This window comes from Mycobacterium sp. IS-1590, from assembly GCF_001500025.1.
Taxonomy (GTDB): Bacteria; Actinomycetota; Actinomycetes; order Mycobacteriales; family Mycobacteriaceae; genus Mycobacterium.
In genome coordinates, this window is the sequence record NZ_LQIW01000045.1 from 308,054 (window position 1) to 323,428 (window position 15,375).

Below are 15,375 nucleotides of genomic sequence, written 5' to 3' on the forward strand. Positions count from 1 at the left end.
TCGGGCCCGGAGGCGCCGACTCAACCGTGGGGGCGGCAAAAAGCTGACGTTGATGGGTGCCATCGCGACGACGTCTTTGGCGATGATCTTGACGCCCTCACTGGCTAACGCAGCGTCGTCGCAGACCTACTTCGTGGGCGTTCCGGACTGGTTGCCCATCGGCGAGGGATCCCGGCTGCCGAATGACCCGGTCGCGATCAACAACGCGATCATCGCGGCGAAGGACCGCAATCCGCTGGTGGCGTGGGGTCTGGGTCCTGTGCAGCTGAAGCCGGTGTGGGTGAAGTGGTACACGCCGGTCAATCCGCTGGATCCGACGGACCCGGGCCAGGAGCAGTACTACACGCCGGGTGAGTGGGGCCAGACCGGCTCACACACGGTATCGGTCAACGAACCCAACCCCCTCTATGGCGAGGCGTACAACCTCGCCTACGACGGCGGCTACGAGGTCGCCCGCGCGGCGTACATCGCCAAGGCCTCGGAGGACGCTTCCACCGCGGCGTACAACACGACGTACAACCGGGTGTACTCGCAGAAGTACAACGAGTACGTCCAGAAGTACTGCAAGGTCTTCTGCAATCCGAAGAATCCCTCGGGGCCGATCAAGACGGCTGCGGACGCCTTCGCCAAGGGTGAGGCAGCCGTCGAGGCGGGTAAGGCCGCCGTCGCGGCTGCGCAGGCCGCCGCCAAGAACCCCACCGTTGCGGCCGCTGCCGCCGCTGCAGGGCACAGCGCCGGCTTGGCCGCGGCACTGGCCGCGGTGACCGACATTCCCCAGACCATCGAATTCACCACGGAGGTACCGGAATTCGGTTGGACGGAAGACGGCTACTGGACCACGACCACCTCGGGTAAATGGGTCGCGTCGCCTGACGACGTCGCCGCCTTGCCGACGGTGGGACAGCTCGCCTATCTGGCGCACGCTGTCGAGAGCGGCGATCTCAGCGCTCTTGCGCCCGTGCTGAACTGGACCGCGTACCTCACCAACGTCAACCTGATCGCCTACGGCGACGGGGCGATCGCGGCGGGTCAGGCGTATCAAGCCTTCATCGACAGCGCCAACGGCAACACCCACGAGGGCTACCACCCCTTCGCTGTCGGCGATCCCGAGACCGGTCCGCGCAAAATCCGCCTCACCTTCGGCGACGGCAAGGTCACGGTGACGCGGACGGACACCACGAACAATCCGCTCGAGATCCCGCTACCCGGTGACCTCGAATTCCCCGATGCGCCGCCCGTGGGCTGGGAGACGGTGCAGGAGGGCGGCGTGATCGACGTGACCCTTTTGTCGCTGCTGCTCGTGAGAAATCCGGGCCGTGCGAACGGTGGTCTCTACTCGCGCTTCGCGCCGATGTACGAAGAGCTCACGGGGGTCAACCCGGTGACCCCCGACCGCCAGGACGTGCTGCCCGAAGGCTTTGACCCGGACCTGATCACCAAGCTGCTCACGGGGAACGCCGGCGACATCACGTTCGACGAACTCGGCAACCTGCAGACCGTGATCGACTCGGTGGACGGCGAACCGATCATCGTGACGGTCAAGGCCGATGTCGGTTGGCAGTACGATCTGCTCTCCGACGCTCCGGCGACCGCCAACCCCATCGCATGGGCGAACTCGGTCGCGTCGGCTGTGCTCCTGACCAATCTGTTGACCGGTGTCGACTTCGGAAACCTCGGCGCGGGTGGATATGTCGGCCCGGACGGCACGATCTACTACACGCTGCCGGTGGATCAGTTGCCGTTGTTGGCGCTGCCCCGATTGGCTTCGGCCGCCATCGGCCTGGCGACCGGCGAAGACGTCAACACGCCGCTGGCGGACGCGCTCGAGCCGGTTCTCAAGATGTTGGTGAACATCGGGTATTCCGACGTCGTCCGTAATGCGGATGGGACGTACAGCCGTTCGCTGGACAAGTTCGGTGAGCCGACGTTGTTCGGCACGCCGACCCTGACGCCGGCCCAGATGGCCCTGCTGCCAGGCGATTCCATTCGTCTACTGGGTGCAGGGGTTGGCGACGAGATGACCGATGTGTTGACGCGCGCGGTGACGCGACTGGTCGAGCGGGCCCAGATCGGGCTGACGACCGAGCAGCGGGCTCAACTCAACACAATGCTGGCGGCGCCCGGGTCGATCTTGAAGATCGTCAGTTCCCAATTCGGAGAACAGGTCTCGAGCGTGGCCTCGGAGGTTGAGCGCCAAACACCCGACATGCCGAGGCCGAGCCAGGCCGACCTGGGCGAGCGGCAGCGGGAGGTCGGCCAAGGGCTGGCCACCGTGCGGGATGGGGTCAACGATGCCGTCGGCGGAGTGCGGTCGGCGGTGGAGAATCTCGATCGCGTCGGCGCTCGCTCCGGCGAAAGCGACGGCACCGATGGAAGCGGCGCCAGCAGCAGGACCGACGCCGACGGTGGCGCCAACAAGGCGACTCCGGATGCGCGCTACCGCGGCATCAGCAAGGACAATGGGGACGGCGGCGCCAACAAGGTCGAGCCCGGAACCGTGGCCAGGGTGCCGGGATCGAGCGCCGCGAACGCTGACAAGGCCGCTGCCTCGGACGTCACCAAGGCAGGCGACGAGAACGGCGGCAACGACAGCGACAACAAGAGCGACGGAGGGGGCGACGACTAAGGCCCCTCTGCCCTCAGGCAGCCCCGGTGCCGGATGGCCCGGGGCTGTCGTCTCGCGGGCCCGGCGTCGTGACGAGCGGCGCAAGCCTCAGTGATGTCCGCCGTCTTGCTGTTGAGTGTCGGCCGGGGCAGGTTGCACGTTGGACACCCCCGGCGCCGCAGGCGACGGCGCGCACGTCGGTGTGCCGTCGACAATGGATTCACTTCCGCTGCACGCGGGTTCGGCGACCGATTGCGCAGAGGCGCCGCCCAGCGCGGTGATGACGGAACCCGCGGCGAGCGCGCATCCGAGAACGGCCGCACCGGCGCATCGGCTAACAACCTGTGACAGACGGGACATTCAACACCTCCTTCGACAGCCTCGGTGAGAATGCTTGGCAAATTCGAGCCGCTCACTGCGAGGCTGAGGCGAGACTATCGCCAATATGGCGTTGAATTCGTGGAATTGACGCGCATTCGTGAACAAAGTGTGACAGGCCTTGTACTGATCTTGGTCCGGGGGTTTCATAGAAATTCTTCCGGGAGGTCCCCAGCGAATCCCGTTGATCCCCAGAGGCGGGCACCGGTTATGGCCGACAACCTCACACCGCACTTCGAAGAAGTTCAGGCGCACTACGACCTGTCCGACGACTTCTTTCGGCTGTTCCTCGATTCCACCATGACCTACAGCTGCGCGTACTTCGACCGCCAGCGCGACATTCCGCTCGAACAGGCACAAGTCGCCAAGATCGATCTGTCCCTGGGGAAGCTGGGGCTGAGACCCGGAATGACGCTGCTGGACGTCGGTTGCGGGTGGGGAAGCACGATGCGCCGCGCCATCGAGAAGTACGACGTGAACGTGATCGGCTTGACATTGTCCGAACACCAGGCCGCGCACGTGCAGCACATGTTCGACGGGCTCGACACCCAGCGCAGCACGCGGGTGCTGCTGCACGGCTGGGAGGAATTCGATGAACCCGTCGACAGGATCGTCTCCATCGGGGCTTTCGAGCATTTCGGCTATGACCGCTACGACGACTTCTTCGCGATGGCCCACCGCGTCATGCCCGACGACGGGGTGATGCTGCTGCACACGATCACGATGCTGACCGCGGAGCAGATCGCCGAACGTGGGCTTGACCTATCTGACGAGCAGGTGAGCTTCAACGAATTCATCGCCAGGGAGATCTTTCCGGGGGGTCAGCTACCGGCGATCGAGATGGTCGAGTTCCACGCGGCCAAGCTGGGTTTCACGGCCACTCGCCGGCAATCGCTGCAACTGCACTACGCCCGGACCCTCGACCACTGGGCCTCGGCGCTGGAGGCGCACCACACCGAGGCTGTCGCGATCCAGTCCGAAGAGGTGTATCAGCGTTACATGCGATACCTGACCGGTTGCGCCAAGGCGTTTCGCGACGGATACATCGACGTCAATCAGTTCACGTTGAAGAAGTAGCTGTCGTGCCAGTCTCTCAGTGCGTGGCGGGAGACAGTCCGTACCGTCGCACCACATCGTCCAGCCAATCCGGCGTTCCGTATGTCAGGCCGTACTTGGTTGCGAGCTCGGTGAACTCGGCCGATTCGTGCAACGGGGCGTCGGGTCGTGCCGCTGCTTCGCCGGACAGGAGCAGCTCGCCGAGCTCGCGGAAGTAGTTCTCGAAACCGCCTCCCGGAGCGATGATTTCAATGATTCGACCGGGCTCGGTTCCGGCATTCCACATGGCGTGCATCTGGCCGCGGGGTTTGGTGATGTAGCCGCCCGGCCCGAGCACCACTTCGCTGTCGTCGGATCGGAAACCGATCTCGCCGGCCAGTACATACGAGTGCTCATCCTCGCGGGTGTGGCGATGCGCCGCGGTGATCGTGCCGACAGGGAACGGATGCTCCACGATTGACACCAAGCCGCCGGTGGTTCGACTGGTCAGCTTGACAACCGCCCCGAAGCCCGGAATGGCCACCACATTGCCTTCGCCGGGCTGCAGCACAGTCAGCTCAGCGGCATTTTGCTCAGGCATATCGCTACCCCTATCCCGCCGCGGCCAGGCGGACCGCCGTCGCATCCTGCGGCGGCCACAACGGCTGCGGAACCTCGACACCGAACGGTGAATCCCACCGGTTGCGCGACGAAACCTCGTGCACGGGACGGCGGTTGGCTGCCACACCCCATCTGCCCAGTGGGTAGCCCAGCGCCAGCATCGCCGACATCTTCCAGCCCTCGCCGACGGGAACACCGAGTAGCTCGTTCACCCGGTCCTCGAAGTTGCGAAGCACCATCGTCATGACGCCGCCGACGCCCTCGGCGCGGGCTGCGAGCAATGCGCTCCAGATCGCCGGATAGATGTTGGCGCCCCCGAGGTCGTCGATGGCGAATACGAAGAGCAACAAGGGGATCTCCTCGAAATGGTCGGCAAGGTAGTTGCCCGAACCCTTCATGCGGCGCATCGTTTCGACGTGCGTGGCGCGGTCGGCGCCGGGTGCCGTCGCGACCATCGGTCCCGTACCGGTCATGAACTTCTCGTATTCGAGGTCGCGGGCCTGGCGAAACAGCTGCGCGAACTGACGGATGAGTTCCGGATCGTCTACGGCGACGAAATGCCAGCGCTGGGTGTTGCCTCCGTTCGGAGCGCGAACCGCGGCATCCAGAATGCGGGCCTGCGTCTCGAGCGGAATCGGATCCGGCCGCAATCGCCGCATCATCCTGGTGGTGTACAGCGCTTCGTGGACGTCCATTTCTGTACTCCTTCCCGCTACTCGGGCCAGCTGTTGTTCAAGATGAGGTCGACGAAGTCCTGCCGCTCGAACGTCGGGTCGAAGTGCGCCAGCACATCGGCGTTCATCGTCCCGAACGTGGTGTCCGGGCGGTGCTTCATGCCCTCGTTGAAGGCAGCGAGGATGCGGTTCTTGAAGTCGGGACGAGGGTGGGCCGCGGTCACAGCCTCGATGGCCTGCGGTGAGAGCTCCTCGCGGCCGATTCCGACGACGTCCGCCTCGACGCCGGCGATCACCAGAGCGGTCTCGGGGTCGAGGAATTGCGGCACTCCCGGGGTGGTGTGCAAGGCGATGCCCAGCCAGACCTTCCGGGCATCGGCTGCGTCGACGCCGCGCTCGAGCAGGAAGTCGCGGGCCGCGTTGGCGCCGTCGACTTCGAAGCGGAGTTCGGAGGTGCGGTAGCGCTCGGTGAGCCCCAGATCGTGGAACATGGCAGCGACATAGAGCAACTCGAGGTCGGGCTTCAGCCCCAACCGGTTGCCTCGCAGCGCGCCGAACAAGAACACTCTGCGCGAGTGGTCGAACAGCAGGTCGTCTTCGGCGTCGCGGATGTAGTCGGTCGCCTCGCGCACCAGTGCGGTGTCGGGGATCGCCACGCCGGCGATCGTGTGGATCGATTCGATTGTCATCATCAGCCTCCTCGGTTCTGGACCCTTGCGATTGAGTCAACGCGGACAGCAGACCGTGTACGCACGGTGTTTGCGCCGTCCGGCCCACAAAATGCGACACAATGACGCTGTGGTGGCGAGTGCCCTCTCACGGGTGGTGGTGATCGTCGTCTTCGACGACGTCACGATGTTGGACGTCGCCGGGGCGGGGGAGGTCTTCGCCGAGGCGAACCGATTCGGCGGCGACTACCTGATAAAGATCGCATCCGTTGACGGACGCGATGTGACGAGCTCGATCGGGATCCGCCTGGGCGTCACCGACAGCATCGCGTCCATCAAACACGCCGACACCGTCCTGGTCGCCGGCAGTGACAACATTCCGGCGCGCCCGGTCGACCCTCTACTGATCGAGGCGGTGAAGTCGATCGCGGACCGGACCCGGCGGCTCGGTTCGATCTGTACCGGGTCGTTCATCCTTGCGCAGGCAGGACTGCTCAGCGGGCGGCGTGCCACCACGCATTGGCGAGAAACACGAAGGCTTGCAAGGGCTTTCCCGGACATCACCGTCGAGCCGGACGCGCTGTTCGTCCGTGACGGCGACATCTTCACCTCGGCCGGGGTGTCGTCGGGCATCGACCTCGCGCTTGCCCTGGTCGAGCAGGATCACGGGGCCGACCTCGTGCGCGACGTGGCTCGTTGGCTGGTCGTCTATCTCAAACGCGCGGGTGGACAATCGCAATTCTCTGCGCTCATCGAGGCGAACCCGCCACCCCAGTCGGCGCTTCGAGTGGTCACCGAGGCGATCGCCGCCGATCCCGCGGCCGACCACAGCGTGAAATCCCTTGCGGTGCGGGCTTCGTTGAGCACTCGCCAGTTGACACGACTGTTCCGCTCCGAGCTTGGAACGACGCCTGCAGAATACGTCGAGATGATCCGGATCGATGCCGCCCGCGCTGCGCTCGACGCCGGCCGCACCGTCACCGATACCGCGCACCTCGCCGGGTTCGGCAGTACGGAGACCCTTCGGCGAGCGTTCGTCGAACATCTCGGTGTCTCACCGAAGGCCTACCGGGACAGATTCCGCACCGCCATCCGGGGCTGACAACCGCGCGAACCGGTCTTGGCACTGGGTCAGCCGACCTTCCGGAGCTGGAACGGGCTCTGGGTCACGACACCACCCGCGCAGCCGTAATTGGAGTCTGAAACGACCACGCCACCGAGACTTGTCGGGTCCACCGACATCGACACCACGGCCGGTTCATAGCTGCCGTCTTCGCAGGTGAGACCGCCGGGCTTGGACACGGTGAAGTTCCAACGGCCGCCGGAGAACGTGGTGGGGGTCCGCCATCCCTGATTGCTGGCGACCGTACCGGTACAACCGGTCGGCCCGCAGCTCGTCGCGAAGGTCAACACCAGGATGGAGTCGCCGTCCACTTCGGTGTACGCGCCGTTGAGCAGCGGAGGATCGGCGGATGCCGTCCCGGCGAGTGCAACGCAGGTGATCGCCGGCAGCGCGACCGCGATTGCCAATGTGTGCAAGACCTTTGTCATAGTGACTCAGGAATTTACGGTCCTGTCAGGGGTACTGACGGCGACGAGACACGCGAATCCCGGGTTGTGTCCGTCATGTCGCTGAATCGAGACCTTCGGGGTGGATTTCCGCCGCTACGACGTCGGCTTGCGTCGGCGCCCTGACAGCAGGAGATACACCACCGCACCGATCGCCAGGACTCCTGCAACGGCCGCGCCGATAGCCACCGGCTTCACCCACGTGTTCTGGGCCGGCGCCTCGGTCTCGCTGCTGGTCAGCTGAACCTGGTAACCGGGCAGGGGGCCCTGCGACGGCTGGACCAGCCCGGGTAGCTGCTGAGTGCTGGTGATCTCGAACAAGCGCTCACCGCCTGCGGTCTTGGTCCAGCGCCCCCACGCGGGAGTCTCCTCGTCGAGGAGTACGCGGTGACCACCGACCGCTGGGTCGTCGCCGAGATCGGACAGTGTCTTGACCCGGAACGGCTTGGATTCTCCGTCTTTGTACTTGAGCTGTACGAGCACGTTCTTGAAGCTCGTCGGGGGCTTGGGTTTCGGGGGCGGCGGCTGACCGGGAGCCGGCCGATACCCGCCACCGGAGAAGCTGCCGGTGGACACCGTGACCGGCTTGCCGGAGGGGTCGCGGTTCACCGCCGTGAAGCTGTACACGCCGGGACCGGGGGCCGTGAGAACGGCGCGTCCGCTCGGCGGGACGTCGAAGACTCGGGTGGTGTTGTTGTACGGATAGATGATCTGCAGCGGCGTTTTGTACGGATTGGTGAAGACGGGTCGATACCAGCGGTCATAGCCGGTCCATCGCGAATTCCATTGCGTCACGGGGCTGCTCCACGTCGACGACGTGGTGGTTGTGGTGCTGGTGAACGACTCCAGCGACTCGGTGATCTCGGTGATCTCCGTCTCGGACGCGGTCGGCGGGTCGACGTCGACCGCCTCGGCGTCGTGAGCCTCGTCGAAGTCCTCCTGGGACACCTCGGCGATGTCGGGGTCGGAGGTCTCGGCATCGATGGCGGGGTCGGCGACATTCGTGTCGGGGTCACCGGGATCGCCCGGGTCCCCCGGTGCCTCGGCTGGCCCCGGTTCGTCGGGCGCCCCGGCGGGTCCGGGTTCCTCGGGCGCCCCGGCGGGTCCGGGTTCCTCCACACCGCCGGGGTCGGACGCCTCGGCCGGTCCCGGTTCGCCCGGCGCCTCGGCCGGGCCGGGCTCGTCGACGTTGGGAGCGGGTTCCTCCAGGTCTGGAGCCGGCGCTTCGGGTTCGGGTGCCTCGCCGATCGGCTCGCCCTGGTCCACCGGGCCAGGTTCTTCGACAGGCTCGAAGGAGGAGCCGGAGTCATCGACGATCTCGGGCGCGTCGCCGTCGTCGTACGGATCGGCCAAAGCGGGCGGCACGGCACCGAGCCACATTGCCGTCGTGACCGCGACCGATGACAAGGCGAGGGCACCGCGCCGGTAGAGGGCGCTTCGAGCTTCGTTCACGTGATCTCCTGGCGCGTGTGGGCACAGACTTGCGACCTTGGCAGATTCTTCGCGGCCGTGGCGAGGGACACGCCGCGAAAGTTGCGCCCCGCCGCTCTCGGATGTTCCCGCTGCAGCATGCCGACGACGATCATCACCGGGACGAGCGTCATCCCGTACGGGATGTTCACGAGGATCACGACCGAAACCGACGCGAACGATATGGCGAAGTGGTTGCGGGCCAGTGGTGCTCACAACAAGAACCCGCCGGCCCTGTTGTTGGGCCGGCGGGTGGGGTGGGTTGGTCAGTGCGCGGTCTTGACTTGGGTCGAGGCGACCTGCATCGGCTGGGGGGCCTGCGAGCCGGTGGCGGGGTCGGCGCCGTCGTTGTGGCCGGGCTTGCCGGTGTAGGGGCCGTGGGGGGTCTTGGGGAAGGTGATGTGCTGTTCGCTTTGGGCGGTGCCGGGGGCGGGGACGCCGACTCCGTTGCCGTCGCGGGCCGCGTCGAGCTGCTCGTCGAGTGCCTGGCGGGCGTTGGTGACCGACTGCTGGGCGGTACCGGTCATCTCGGTGCCTGAGGTGCTCGAGCCGGTCTCGGCGTTGGCGCTTGCCGCGGAGATGATGCCGGCCAGGGCGGCCAGTCCGAAGATGACGAGGGCGGCGGTGGCGGCGATGCGGTTCTTGATCATCTGAGTTCCTTTTCTCGGGGCCATCTGGTGTGGCGTTGAGAAAAGAATGGGGCGCGGTCCTCAATGGAAACTCAATGCGGCGTTCGTGCAGCTCAGCGGTCAGAAAGCGGGTGAGTCACCCGGTGCGATCTCGAAGGTGAACTGGTGGCCGGCGATGTCGATGACGTCGCCGTCGCCGAGCGTTGTACTGCCGCGAACCCGCTCGTGCGCCACCACGATGCCGTTGCCGGACCGCAGGTCGTTGATCACGAAGCTGGCGCCGGTGTCGATGATCGTCGCGTGGTACCGGCTGACTTTCGGATCGTCGATCACGACGGCGTTGTCGGCCTTGCGCCCGATCCCGGTCACCACCGTTTCCAACGGATAGCAGCGTCCGGCGACGTCACGGAGCTGTGCCCGATTGGATCTCGACGGGGCCGTGATGGTGGTCGACATATGGCTCTCGATCATGGTGACGACGTCGGAGGCATCACTGCGCGCAATCCGCTGGACGTCCAACGGCTCCTGGCGCAGGATCCGCTCGTGCAGCGCGCGTAACGTCGGCCCTGGATCAATGCCCAGTTCATCCGACAGCGTGGACCTGACCCCGCGGTATGCGTCAAGGGCATCGGTCTGCCGCTCGGCCAGATAGTAAGCCGTGATCAATTGCGCCCACAGCGGTTCCCGATACGGGTGCTCACCGACCAGGTCCTCGAGTTCGCTGATCACCGAATCGGCACGCCCACAGGCGATTTCGGATTCAGCGCGTAACACATGCGTTCCGACCTTGTCCTCGACGAGGGCGGCGGCGAACGGCTCGACGAAGCGGAACTCCCGCAGGTCGTCGAGAACGTGACCCCGCCATTGCGCCAACGCGGCTGACAGCCGGTCGGCGGCCAGCGCGAACCGGCCGGCGGCCGCCGCTTGCGCCCCAGCGGCCTTCTCGGTGTTGAACCGCCCCAGATCGCAGGCCGCGTCCGGGATGTTGAGCTGATAGCCCGGCCGGGCACTGGCCAAGACCGCCTTCGGGTCCGCGCCGCCCGAGCCGAGGATCTTGCGCAGGTTCGCCACGTAGACGTGCAGGTTGTGAATCGCGTCGGCTTCGGGCATGTCCTCGTCCCAGATCGCGGCGATGATCGAGTCGCGCGGCACCGGACGGTTGCGGTTGATCAGCAGCAGCGCCAGCACGGCGCACTGCTTCGGCGTGCCCAACGGCACCGGTTGGCGGTTCACGCTGATACGCAGCGGACCCAGCACACCGAAATCGAGGCCCGACGCAACCATGGGCCCGTTGTATCAGCCGACCGAGAGCTTGACCACGGGGTTGGCGCCCACGTCGGTGACATAGACGTTGCCCGCCGCGTCGACCGCCACCCCTTGAGGGTCGTTGAGACCCGTGAACGGCAGCGGAAACGGCGCGCTCGTGCCGGGTCGGAGCTCGACGATCCCGGCGTTCCCGCGGTCGGTCACGTAGACGTTGCCCTGCGAGTCCACGGCCACACCGTGCGGCTCGTTCACCCCGGCGAACGGCAGGGGGGTGGCCTCGGTCGAGTCGGCCGCCAGCTGCAGTACCCGGTTGTTGCCGGTGTCGGTGACGACGACACCGCCTGCCGGGCCAACTGCCACGCCGCGGGGGTCGTTGAGGTCGGTGAACGGTACCGCCCTCGGAGTCGTCGCGCCCGCCGGCAGAAACAAGATTCGATTGTTGCCGCGGTCGACGACATAGACGTCGCCGTTGGGCTTGACGGTGATACCGCGAGGGTCGTTGAGGCCGGTGAACGGCAGCTGGGTCGCCGCAGGTGCGCCGACGGGAAGCCACATCACGCGGTCGTTACCCGAGTCGGTGACGTAGACATCGCCCTTCGCATCCACAGCGACATCTCGTGGATTCTTCAGACCCTCGATCGGCAGCGGCGTCGCCGTCGCTGCGCCAGGCTCCAGTCGCATCACCTGGTCGATGCCGATACCGGTGACGTACGCTGTTCCATCGGCCTCGACCGCAATTCCCGCCGATACTTGAAGCCCGTTGAACGGCAACGGTATCTGCGATGAGAAACCTTGACCGACCGGTGTCGGTGAAGCGCTCTCGGCGTCCGACGATTGTCGTCCGACGATCACGACTCCCGCGACCACTACCGCCGCCACAACGGCCGCTGACATGACGCCGATAGCCCTGCGTGACAAGCGTTTCCGTGATTTACCCGAAGTCTTGGCAATGGCGGTGGTGTCGCCCAACGCCGCCCGGGCGGCCAGGGCCAGATCCTGAACGCTCGCATAGCGGTCGTCGGGGTTCTTGGCCATCCCCTTGGCGATGACGGCGTCGAGAGCCGCAGGAACGTCGGCATTGCTGGCACTGGGCTGCGGCGGCGGAGTGTGGAGGTGATGGGCAATCATCCCCTGCACGCCCATGTCGCTGGTGAAAGGCGGTCCGCCGGTGAGGCATTCGTACAGCACACATGCAAGCGCGTACACGTCCACGCGCGAATGGGTCTTCACGGCTGCGCCGATGGCTTCCGGAGCCATGTAGGCCGCCGTGCCGATGGTCTCGCCGGCCTTGGTCAGCGTGGCGTCTCCGGAGGCGTGAGCGATGCCGAAGTCGATCAGATAGGCGAAATCGTTGGTGCACACCAGGATGTTGGAGGGCTTGACGTCGCGATGTACCAGGCCCACGTCGTGGGCCGCCTGAAGCGCCCCGGCGACCTGGGTGATGATCGCGACCGCGCGTGCCGGGGCAAGTGCGCCCTCTTGTTTGATCAGCGTCCGGAGGTCCGTGCCGTCCACCAGTCGCATGTTGAGAAAGAGCCGGCCGTCCACATCGCCGAAGTCGTGGATCGGGATGATGTGCGGTTCGGTCAGCTGTGCCACCGCCTCGCACTCCCGACGGAACCGTTCGCGCGTCTCCTTGTCGTTGGCGGAGTGCTCGGGCAGCACCTTCAGCGCGACCACGCGATTGGTCTGCGAGTCGCGCGCCCGCCACACCTGGCCCATGCCACCGGCGCCCAGCAGCGACAGCAGTCCGTAGCGGCCGAAGTGCCTGGTGGGTTTCTCGTCGCGCTCGTCGCGTCCGCGCGGCGGGGCCTCGCCGCCGGGACCCGCGCCCTGCGTGGCGCCGTCGTCTCTGACCGTGTCATCCATCGTGTTGTCGACTCGGCTCTCTCGCGACGGACGCCTGCACGCGCCTATTTAACCAGCCTAAACGTCAATAAGGCGGCTGTTGCGCAATGACGTTCATGGGACGTGCGGTGTCGGCCGACTACTGCGTCGGCAGGTTGGCGAGTTCGACGGCCCGATTCAGCGTCTGACGGTCGACGACATCGGCCGCATTCATGGGATGGGTGAGGACGCCGGACTCGCTCGCGATGTCGATCATGAACCTCACGCTGTCGTCGGTGAGGCCGCCCCAATCGGTCCAGAACGGGTGCTGCTGGATGAGATCGAACAGCTCCCTGAGTGATTCTTCGGAGGGGGGTGCTTCGACGTATTCGTCAACCGCGCTTCGGAACAGGGCGTAGTCGCTTTTCAGCGTCCGCATCGCGCGCAACGTGGTGGCACAGTATCTAGCGGCGAGCTCGCGGTTCTGTGCGAGCCAGTCCCCGCGGGCGGCCTGGGCTACCTTGATGAATCCGGGGGCATTGTCATAGAGGGTGGCGATCAACACCGGTTGATTCACCATTGCCTTCGCACCGTCGTACTGCGTGTCGTGAATGACCGTCGCGTCCAGCTGGCCTGCGACCCACTCATCGAGTCGGAGGCGGGAGCTTTCGAGGATCACCGGATTCGGAATCTCGTGGACGTCGCGGTGCTCGCCGATGCCGCTCAGCAGCGCGTTGAGCACGATGGCGCCCGAGCCGCCCGGGCTGTCGATGCCCACCCGCGTCGATGGTTCGAACAGCTGGCCGGCGTTGTTCACACCGTTGGCGCCGGCAAGGACGAAGTCGTCCATGCTGACGTAGGGGCAGAACATCTTGACGTCTTCGCCGTGCTCACGCGCATCCAGGATCGCGGACACCGACGTCGCCAGGACCTGGGCTTCGTTGTCGCGCAAGGTCTGTACCGCGTCGGTGTGGGTGTCGTACTGGATGATGTTCTGCTCGGTACTGAGGGTCAGTCCGAAGTCGGGTCCGTAGCGGTCTACACCGTAGACCAGCGGGATCTGGGACGGCTGTGGTTGTGCCCCCAGCACGATGCGCAGCGACTCCCCGGTGATTGGCGCGACCGGCTGCGCCAGAGCAGAGGTACCGCTTACGAACGTGAGTGCGCTGGCGGTACCGACGGCTATCAAGCACGTCGCACGGCGTCGAGCGCTCCTGGGTGGCATGGGTCTCCTCGTTGTAGGTTGCGCTGACCGTACGCGACGAGGACCGGGTTCGTTGGTTACTGAGCATCCGTCGTCGACAGCGGTTGGCGTTCGACGGAGCGCCCGAGGACAACCTTTGCGGTGATGATGCCCAACTTGGCCATGCCCAAGTACGTCGACGGGTTGAACAAGGTCGGCCACACGGTGCGAGTTCTGTGTTCGTCGACCGGCCGGTCGGTGAAGCGATCGCGCAGCCACCTCAGCGTCATGGGCGCCGACAGCGGGTGCAAGAGCAGGTGACCGCAGAATCGATCGCGGTGGTAGGTGACCGCTGCACCCATGCGTTCATACTCGGCCACCAAGGCATCGACGTCGTCGACGCTGATGATTCCGTCGTGCACGGCCTGGACCACAAGCACGGGAGGTTTGGGTCTGGACTTGCCGAGCTTGGTCTCGTCGAAGATGTGGCGCACCTCGGGCAGGTCCCACAACTGGTCGGCCGTCATGTCGACGTACGACCCGATGTCGACGTTGCGCAACTGCCACACGGCCTGCGCTGTCGTCATAGTCTGCAACTTTTCGAGCAAGGCCTTGCCCTCGTCGGTCGCGTGCTCGTCGACGACGTTTTGTGCGCCTGGGAAGACTTGGGTCAATGCGGAGATCATCAGCGCGGCCAGACCGGCGAAGAAACTGCCGTTGAGTCGGCGCGCCACACTCCCCGGGTCGCCGACAGGTGAACCCAGCACGGCGCCAACGATATTGAGCTCCGGGGCATATCGCTCACACAGCTCGGCTGCCCACGCCGAAGCCAAGCCGCCCCCTGAATAACCCCAGAGACCGACTGGTGCAGACGAGGCTAATTCCAGGCGCTCGCACCGCATCGCGGCACGCAGGCCGTCCAGAATCCGGTAGCCGGGCTCGATGGGAGCACCCCACATGCCGTGACAGCCTTCGTGGTCCGGCACGCAAACCGCCCAGCCTTCGGCCAGCGCGGCGACCACCAACAAGTATTCGGCTTGGACGAATGCCCCGATCGGTCGCGCGCCTCTCCTCATCGCGAACGAGGGGAAACAGCGCGACGCGACCGCGTCGATCGCGCATTGGTACGAGAGGACCGGGCAAGCAACGTTCGACTGGCGCTGTGACGGGACAAGCACCGTCGTCACCGCGACTTCCGGTTCGTCGTGCAGGTTCGTCGTCCGGTACAGCAACTGAGTGGCTTTCACTCGTTGGCTGACCAGACCGAGAAATCCGATCTCCACGTCGCGTGACCGCAACACCGTTCCCGGGTCCGCCTGCTCGTAACCCTGTGGTGCTCGGTAGAACGGGTCGTCGTCCGGTGAGATCGGAGGTTCGCCGCGGCGCAGAGCGTGGTGCGGCGGACTTGCGACTTTGACTGGCGTCGCGGATGAGTTGTCCATGGTGTGAG

The 15,375-nt window shown here is 65.7% G+C and carries 14 protein-coding genes; 3 read left to right on the forward strand and 11 right to left on the reverse strand.

What is annotated here, in order from left to right:
- Nucleotides 1–52: 52 nt before the first annotated feature.
- The gene (locus AU197_RS26705; RefSeq protein WP_064404992.1) at nucleotides 53–2,626 is read left to right on the forward strand and encodes a PE-PPE domain-containing protein; all 2,574 of its coding nucleotides are present in this window, start codon (nucleotides 53–55) and stop codon (nucleotides 2,624–2,626) included.
- A 567-nt stretch (nucleotides 2,627–3,193) separates the two neighbouring features.
- Nucleotides 3,194–4,060, forward strand: a complete 867-nt coding sequence (locus tag AU197_RS20865; RefSeq protein ID WP_064404994.1) for a cyclopropane mycolic acid synthase family methyltransferase — start codon at nucleotides 3,194–3,196, stop codon at nucleotides 4,058–4,060.
- Between the two features lie 16 nt (nucleotides 4,061–4,076).
- Here AU197_RS20865 and AU197_RS20870 read toward each other — a convergent pair whose 3' ends face one another.
- The 3 genes from AU197_RS20870 to AU197_RS20880 are packed head-to-tail and all read right to left on the reverse strand — an operon-like array spanning nucleotide 4,077 to nucleotide 6,005.
- Nucleotides 4,077–4,619 carry a cupin domain-containing protein gene (locus AU197_RS20870; RefSeq protein WP_064404996.1) on the reverse strand — a complete coding sequence of 181 codons (543 nt, stop codon included), beginning with the start codon at nucleotides 4,617–4,619 and terminating at the stop codon, nucleotides 4,077–4,079.
- A gap of 10 nt (nucleotides 4,620–4,629) precedes the next feature.
- Complete coding sequence (locus tag AU197_RS20875; RefSeq protein ID WP_064405000.1) at nucleotides 4,630–5,334, reverse strand: nitroreductase family protein; 705 nt, start codon at nucleotides 5,332–5,334, stop codon at nucleotides 4,630–4,632.
- A 17-nt stretch (nucleotides 5,335–5,351) separates the two neighbouring features.
- On the reverse strand, nucleotides 5,352–6,005 hold the full coding sequence (locus tag AU197_RS20880) for an HD domain-containing protein (RefSeq protein ID WP_082696773.1): 654 nt from the start codon (nucleotides 6,003–6,005) through the stop codon (nucleotides 5,352–5,354).
- 88 nt (nucleotides 6,006–6,093) lie between these two features.
- On the opposite strand from AU197_RS20880, the gene AU197_RS20885 reads away from it, so the two are divergent.
- On the forward strand, nucleotides 6,094–7,083 hold the full coding sequence (locus tag AU197_RS20885) for a GlxA family transcriptional regulator (RefSeq protein WP_197415614.1): 990 nt from the start codon (nucleotides 6,094–6,096) through the stop codon (nucleotides 7,081–7,083).
- 29 nt (nucleotides 7,084–7,112) lie between these two features.
- On the opposite strand, the gene AU197_RS20890 is transcribed toward AU197_RS20885, so the two are convergent.
- The 8 genes from AU197_RS20890 to AU197_RS20925 form a co-directional block, all read right to left on the reverse strand.
- On the reverse strand, nucleotides 7,113–7,532 hold the full coding sequence (locus tag AU197_RS20890) for a hypothetical protein (RefSeq protein ID WP_064405002.1): 420 nt from the start codon (nucleotides 7,530–7,532) through the stop codon (nucleotides 7,113–7,115).
- A gap of 114 nt (nucleotides 7,533–7,646) precedes the next feature.
- Nucleotides 7,647–9,002 carry a hypothetical protein gene (locus AU197_RS20895; protein ID WP_064405004.1) on the reverse strand — a complete coding sequence of 452 codons (1,356 nt, stop codon included), beginning with the start codon at nucleotides 9,000–9,002 and terminating at the stop codon, nucleotides 7,647–7,649.
- Nucleotides 8,999–9,181, reverse strand: a complete 183-nt coding sequence (locus AU197_RS20900; RefSeq protein WP_064405006.1) for a hypothetical protein — start codon at nucleotides 9,179–9,181, stop codon at nucleotides 8,999–9,001. The genes AU197_RS20895 and AU197_RS20900 overlap by 4 nt, the downstream gene beginning before the upstream one ends.
- 105 nt (nucleotides 9,182–9,286) lie before the next feature.
- Nucleotides 9,287–9,670 (reverse strand): hypothetical protein, encoded by a 384-nt coding sequence (locus AU197_RS20905; protein WP_064405008.1) that lies wholly within the window; start codon nucleotides 9,668–9,670, stop codon nucleotides 9,287–9,289.
- Between the two features lie 99 nt (nucleotides 9,671–9,769).
- Nucleotides 9,770–10,933 carry a BTAD domain-containing putative transcriptional regulator gene (locus AU197_RS20910; protein WP_064405010.1) on the reverse strand — a complete coding sequence of 388 codons (1,164 nt, stop codon included), beginning with the start codon at nucleotides 10,931–10,933 and terminating at the stop codon, nucleotides 9,770–9,772.
- A 12-nt stretch (nucleotides 10,934–10,945) separates the two neighbouring features.
- Complete coding sequence (locus tag AU197_RS20915) at nucleotides 10,946–12,784, reverse strand: serine/threonine-protein kinase PknD (protein WP_064405013.1); 1,839 nt, start codon at nucleotides 12,782–12,784, stop codon at nucleotides 10,946–10,948.
- 118 nt (nucleotides 12,785–12,902) lie between these two features.
- Complete coding sequence (locus AU197_RS26710; RefSeq protein ID WP_231745106.1) at nucleotides 12,903–13,967, reverse strand: ABC transporter substrate-binding protein; 1,065 nt, start codon at nucleotides 13,965–13,967, stop codon at nucleotides 12,903–12,905.
- Between the two features lie 56 nt (nucleotides 13,968–14,023).
- Entirely contained in the window at nucleotides 14,024–15,367 is a 1,344-nt protein-coding gene (locus AU197_RS20925; RefSeq protein ID WP_064405016.1) for a lipase family protein, read from the reverse strand.
- Nucleotides 15,368–15,375: the final 8 nt, after the last annotated feature.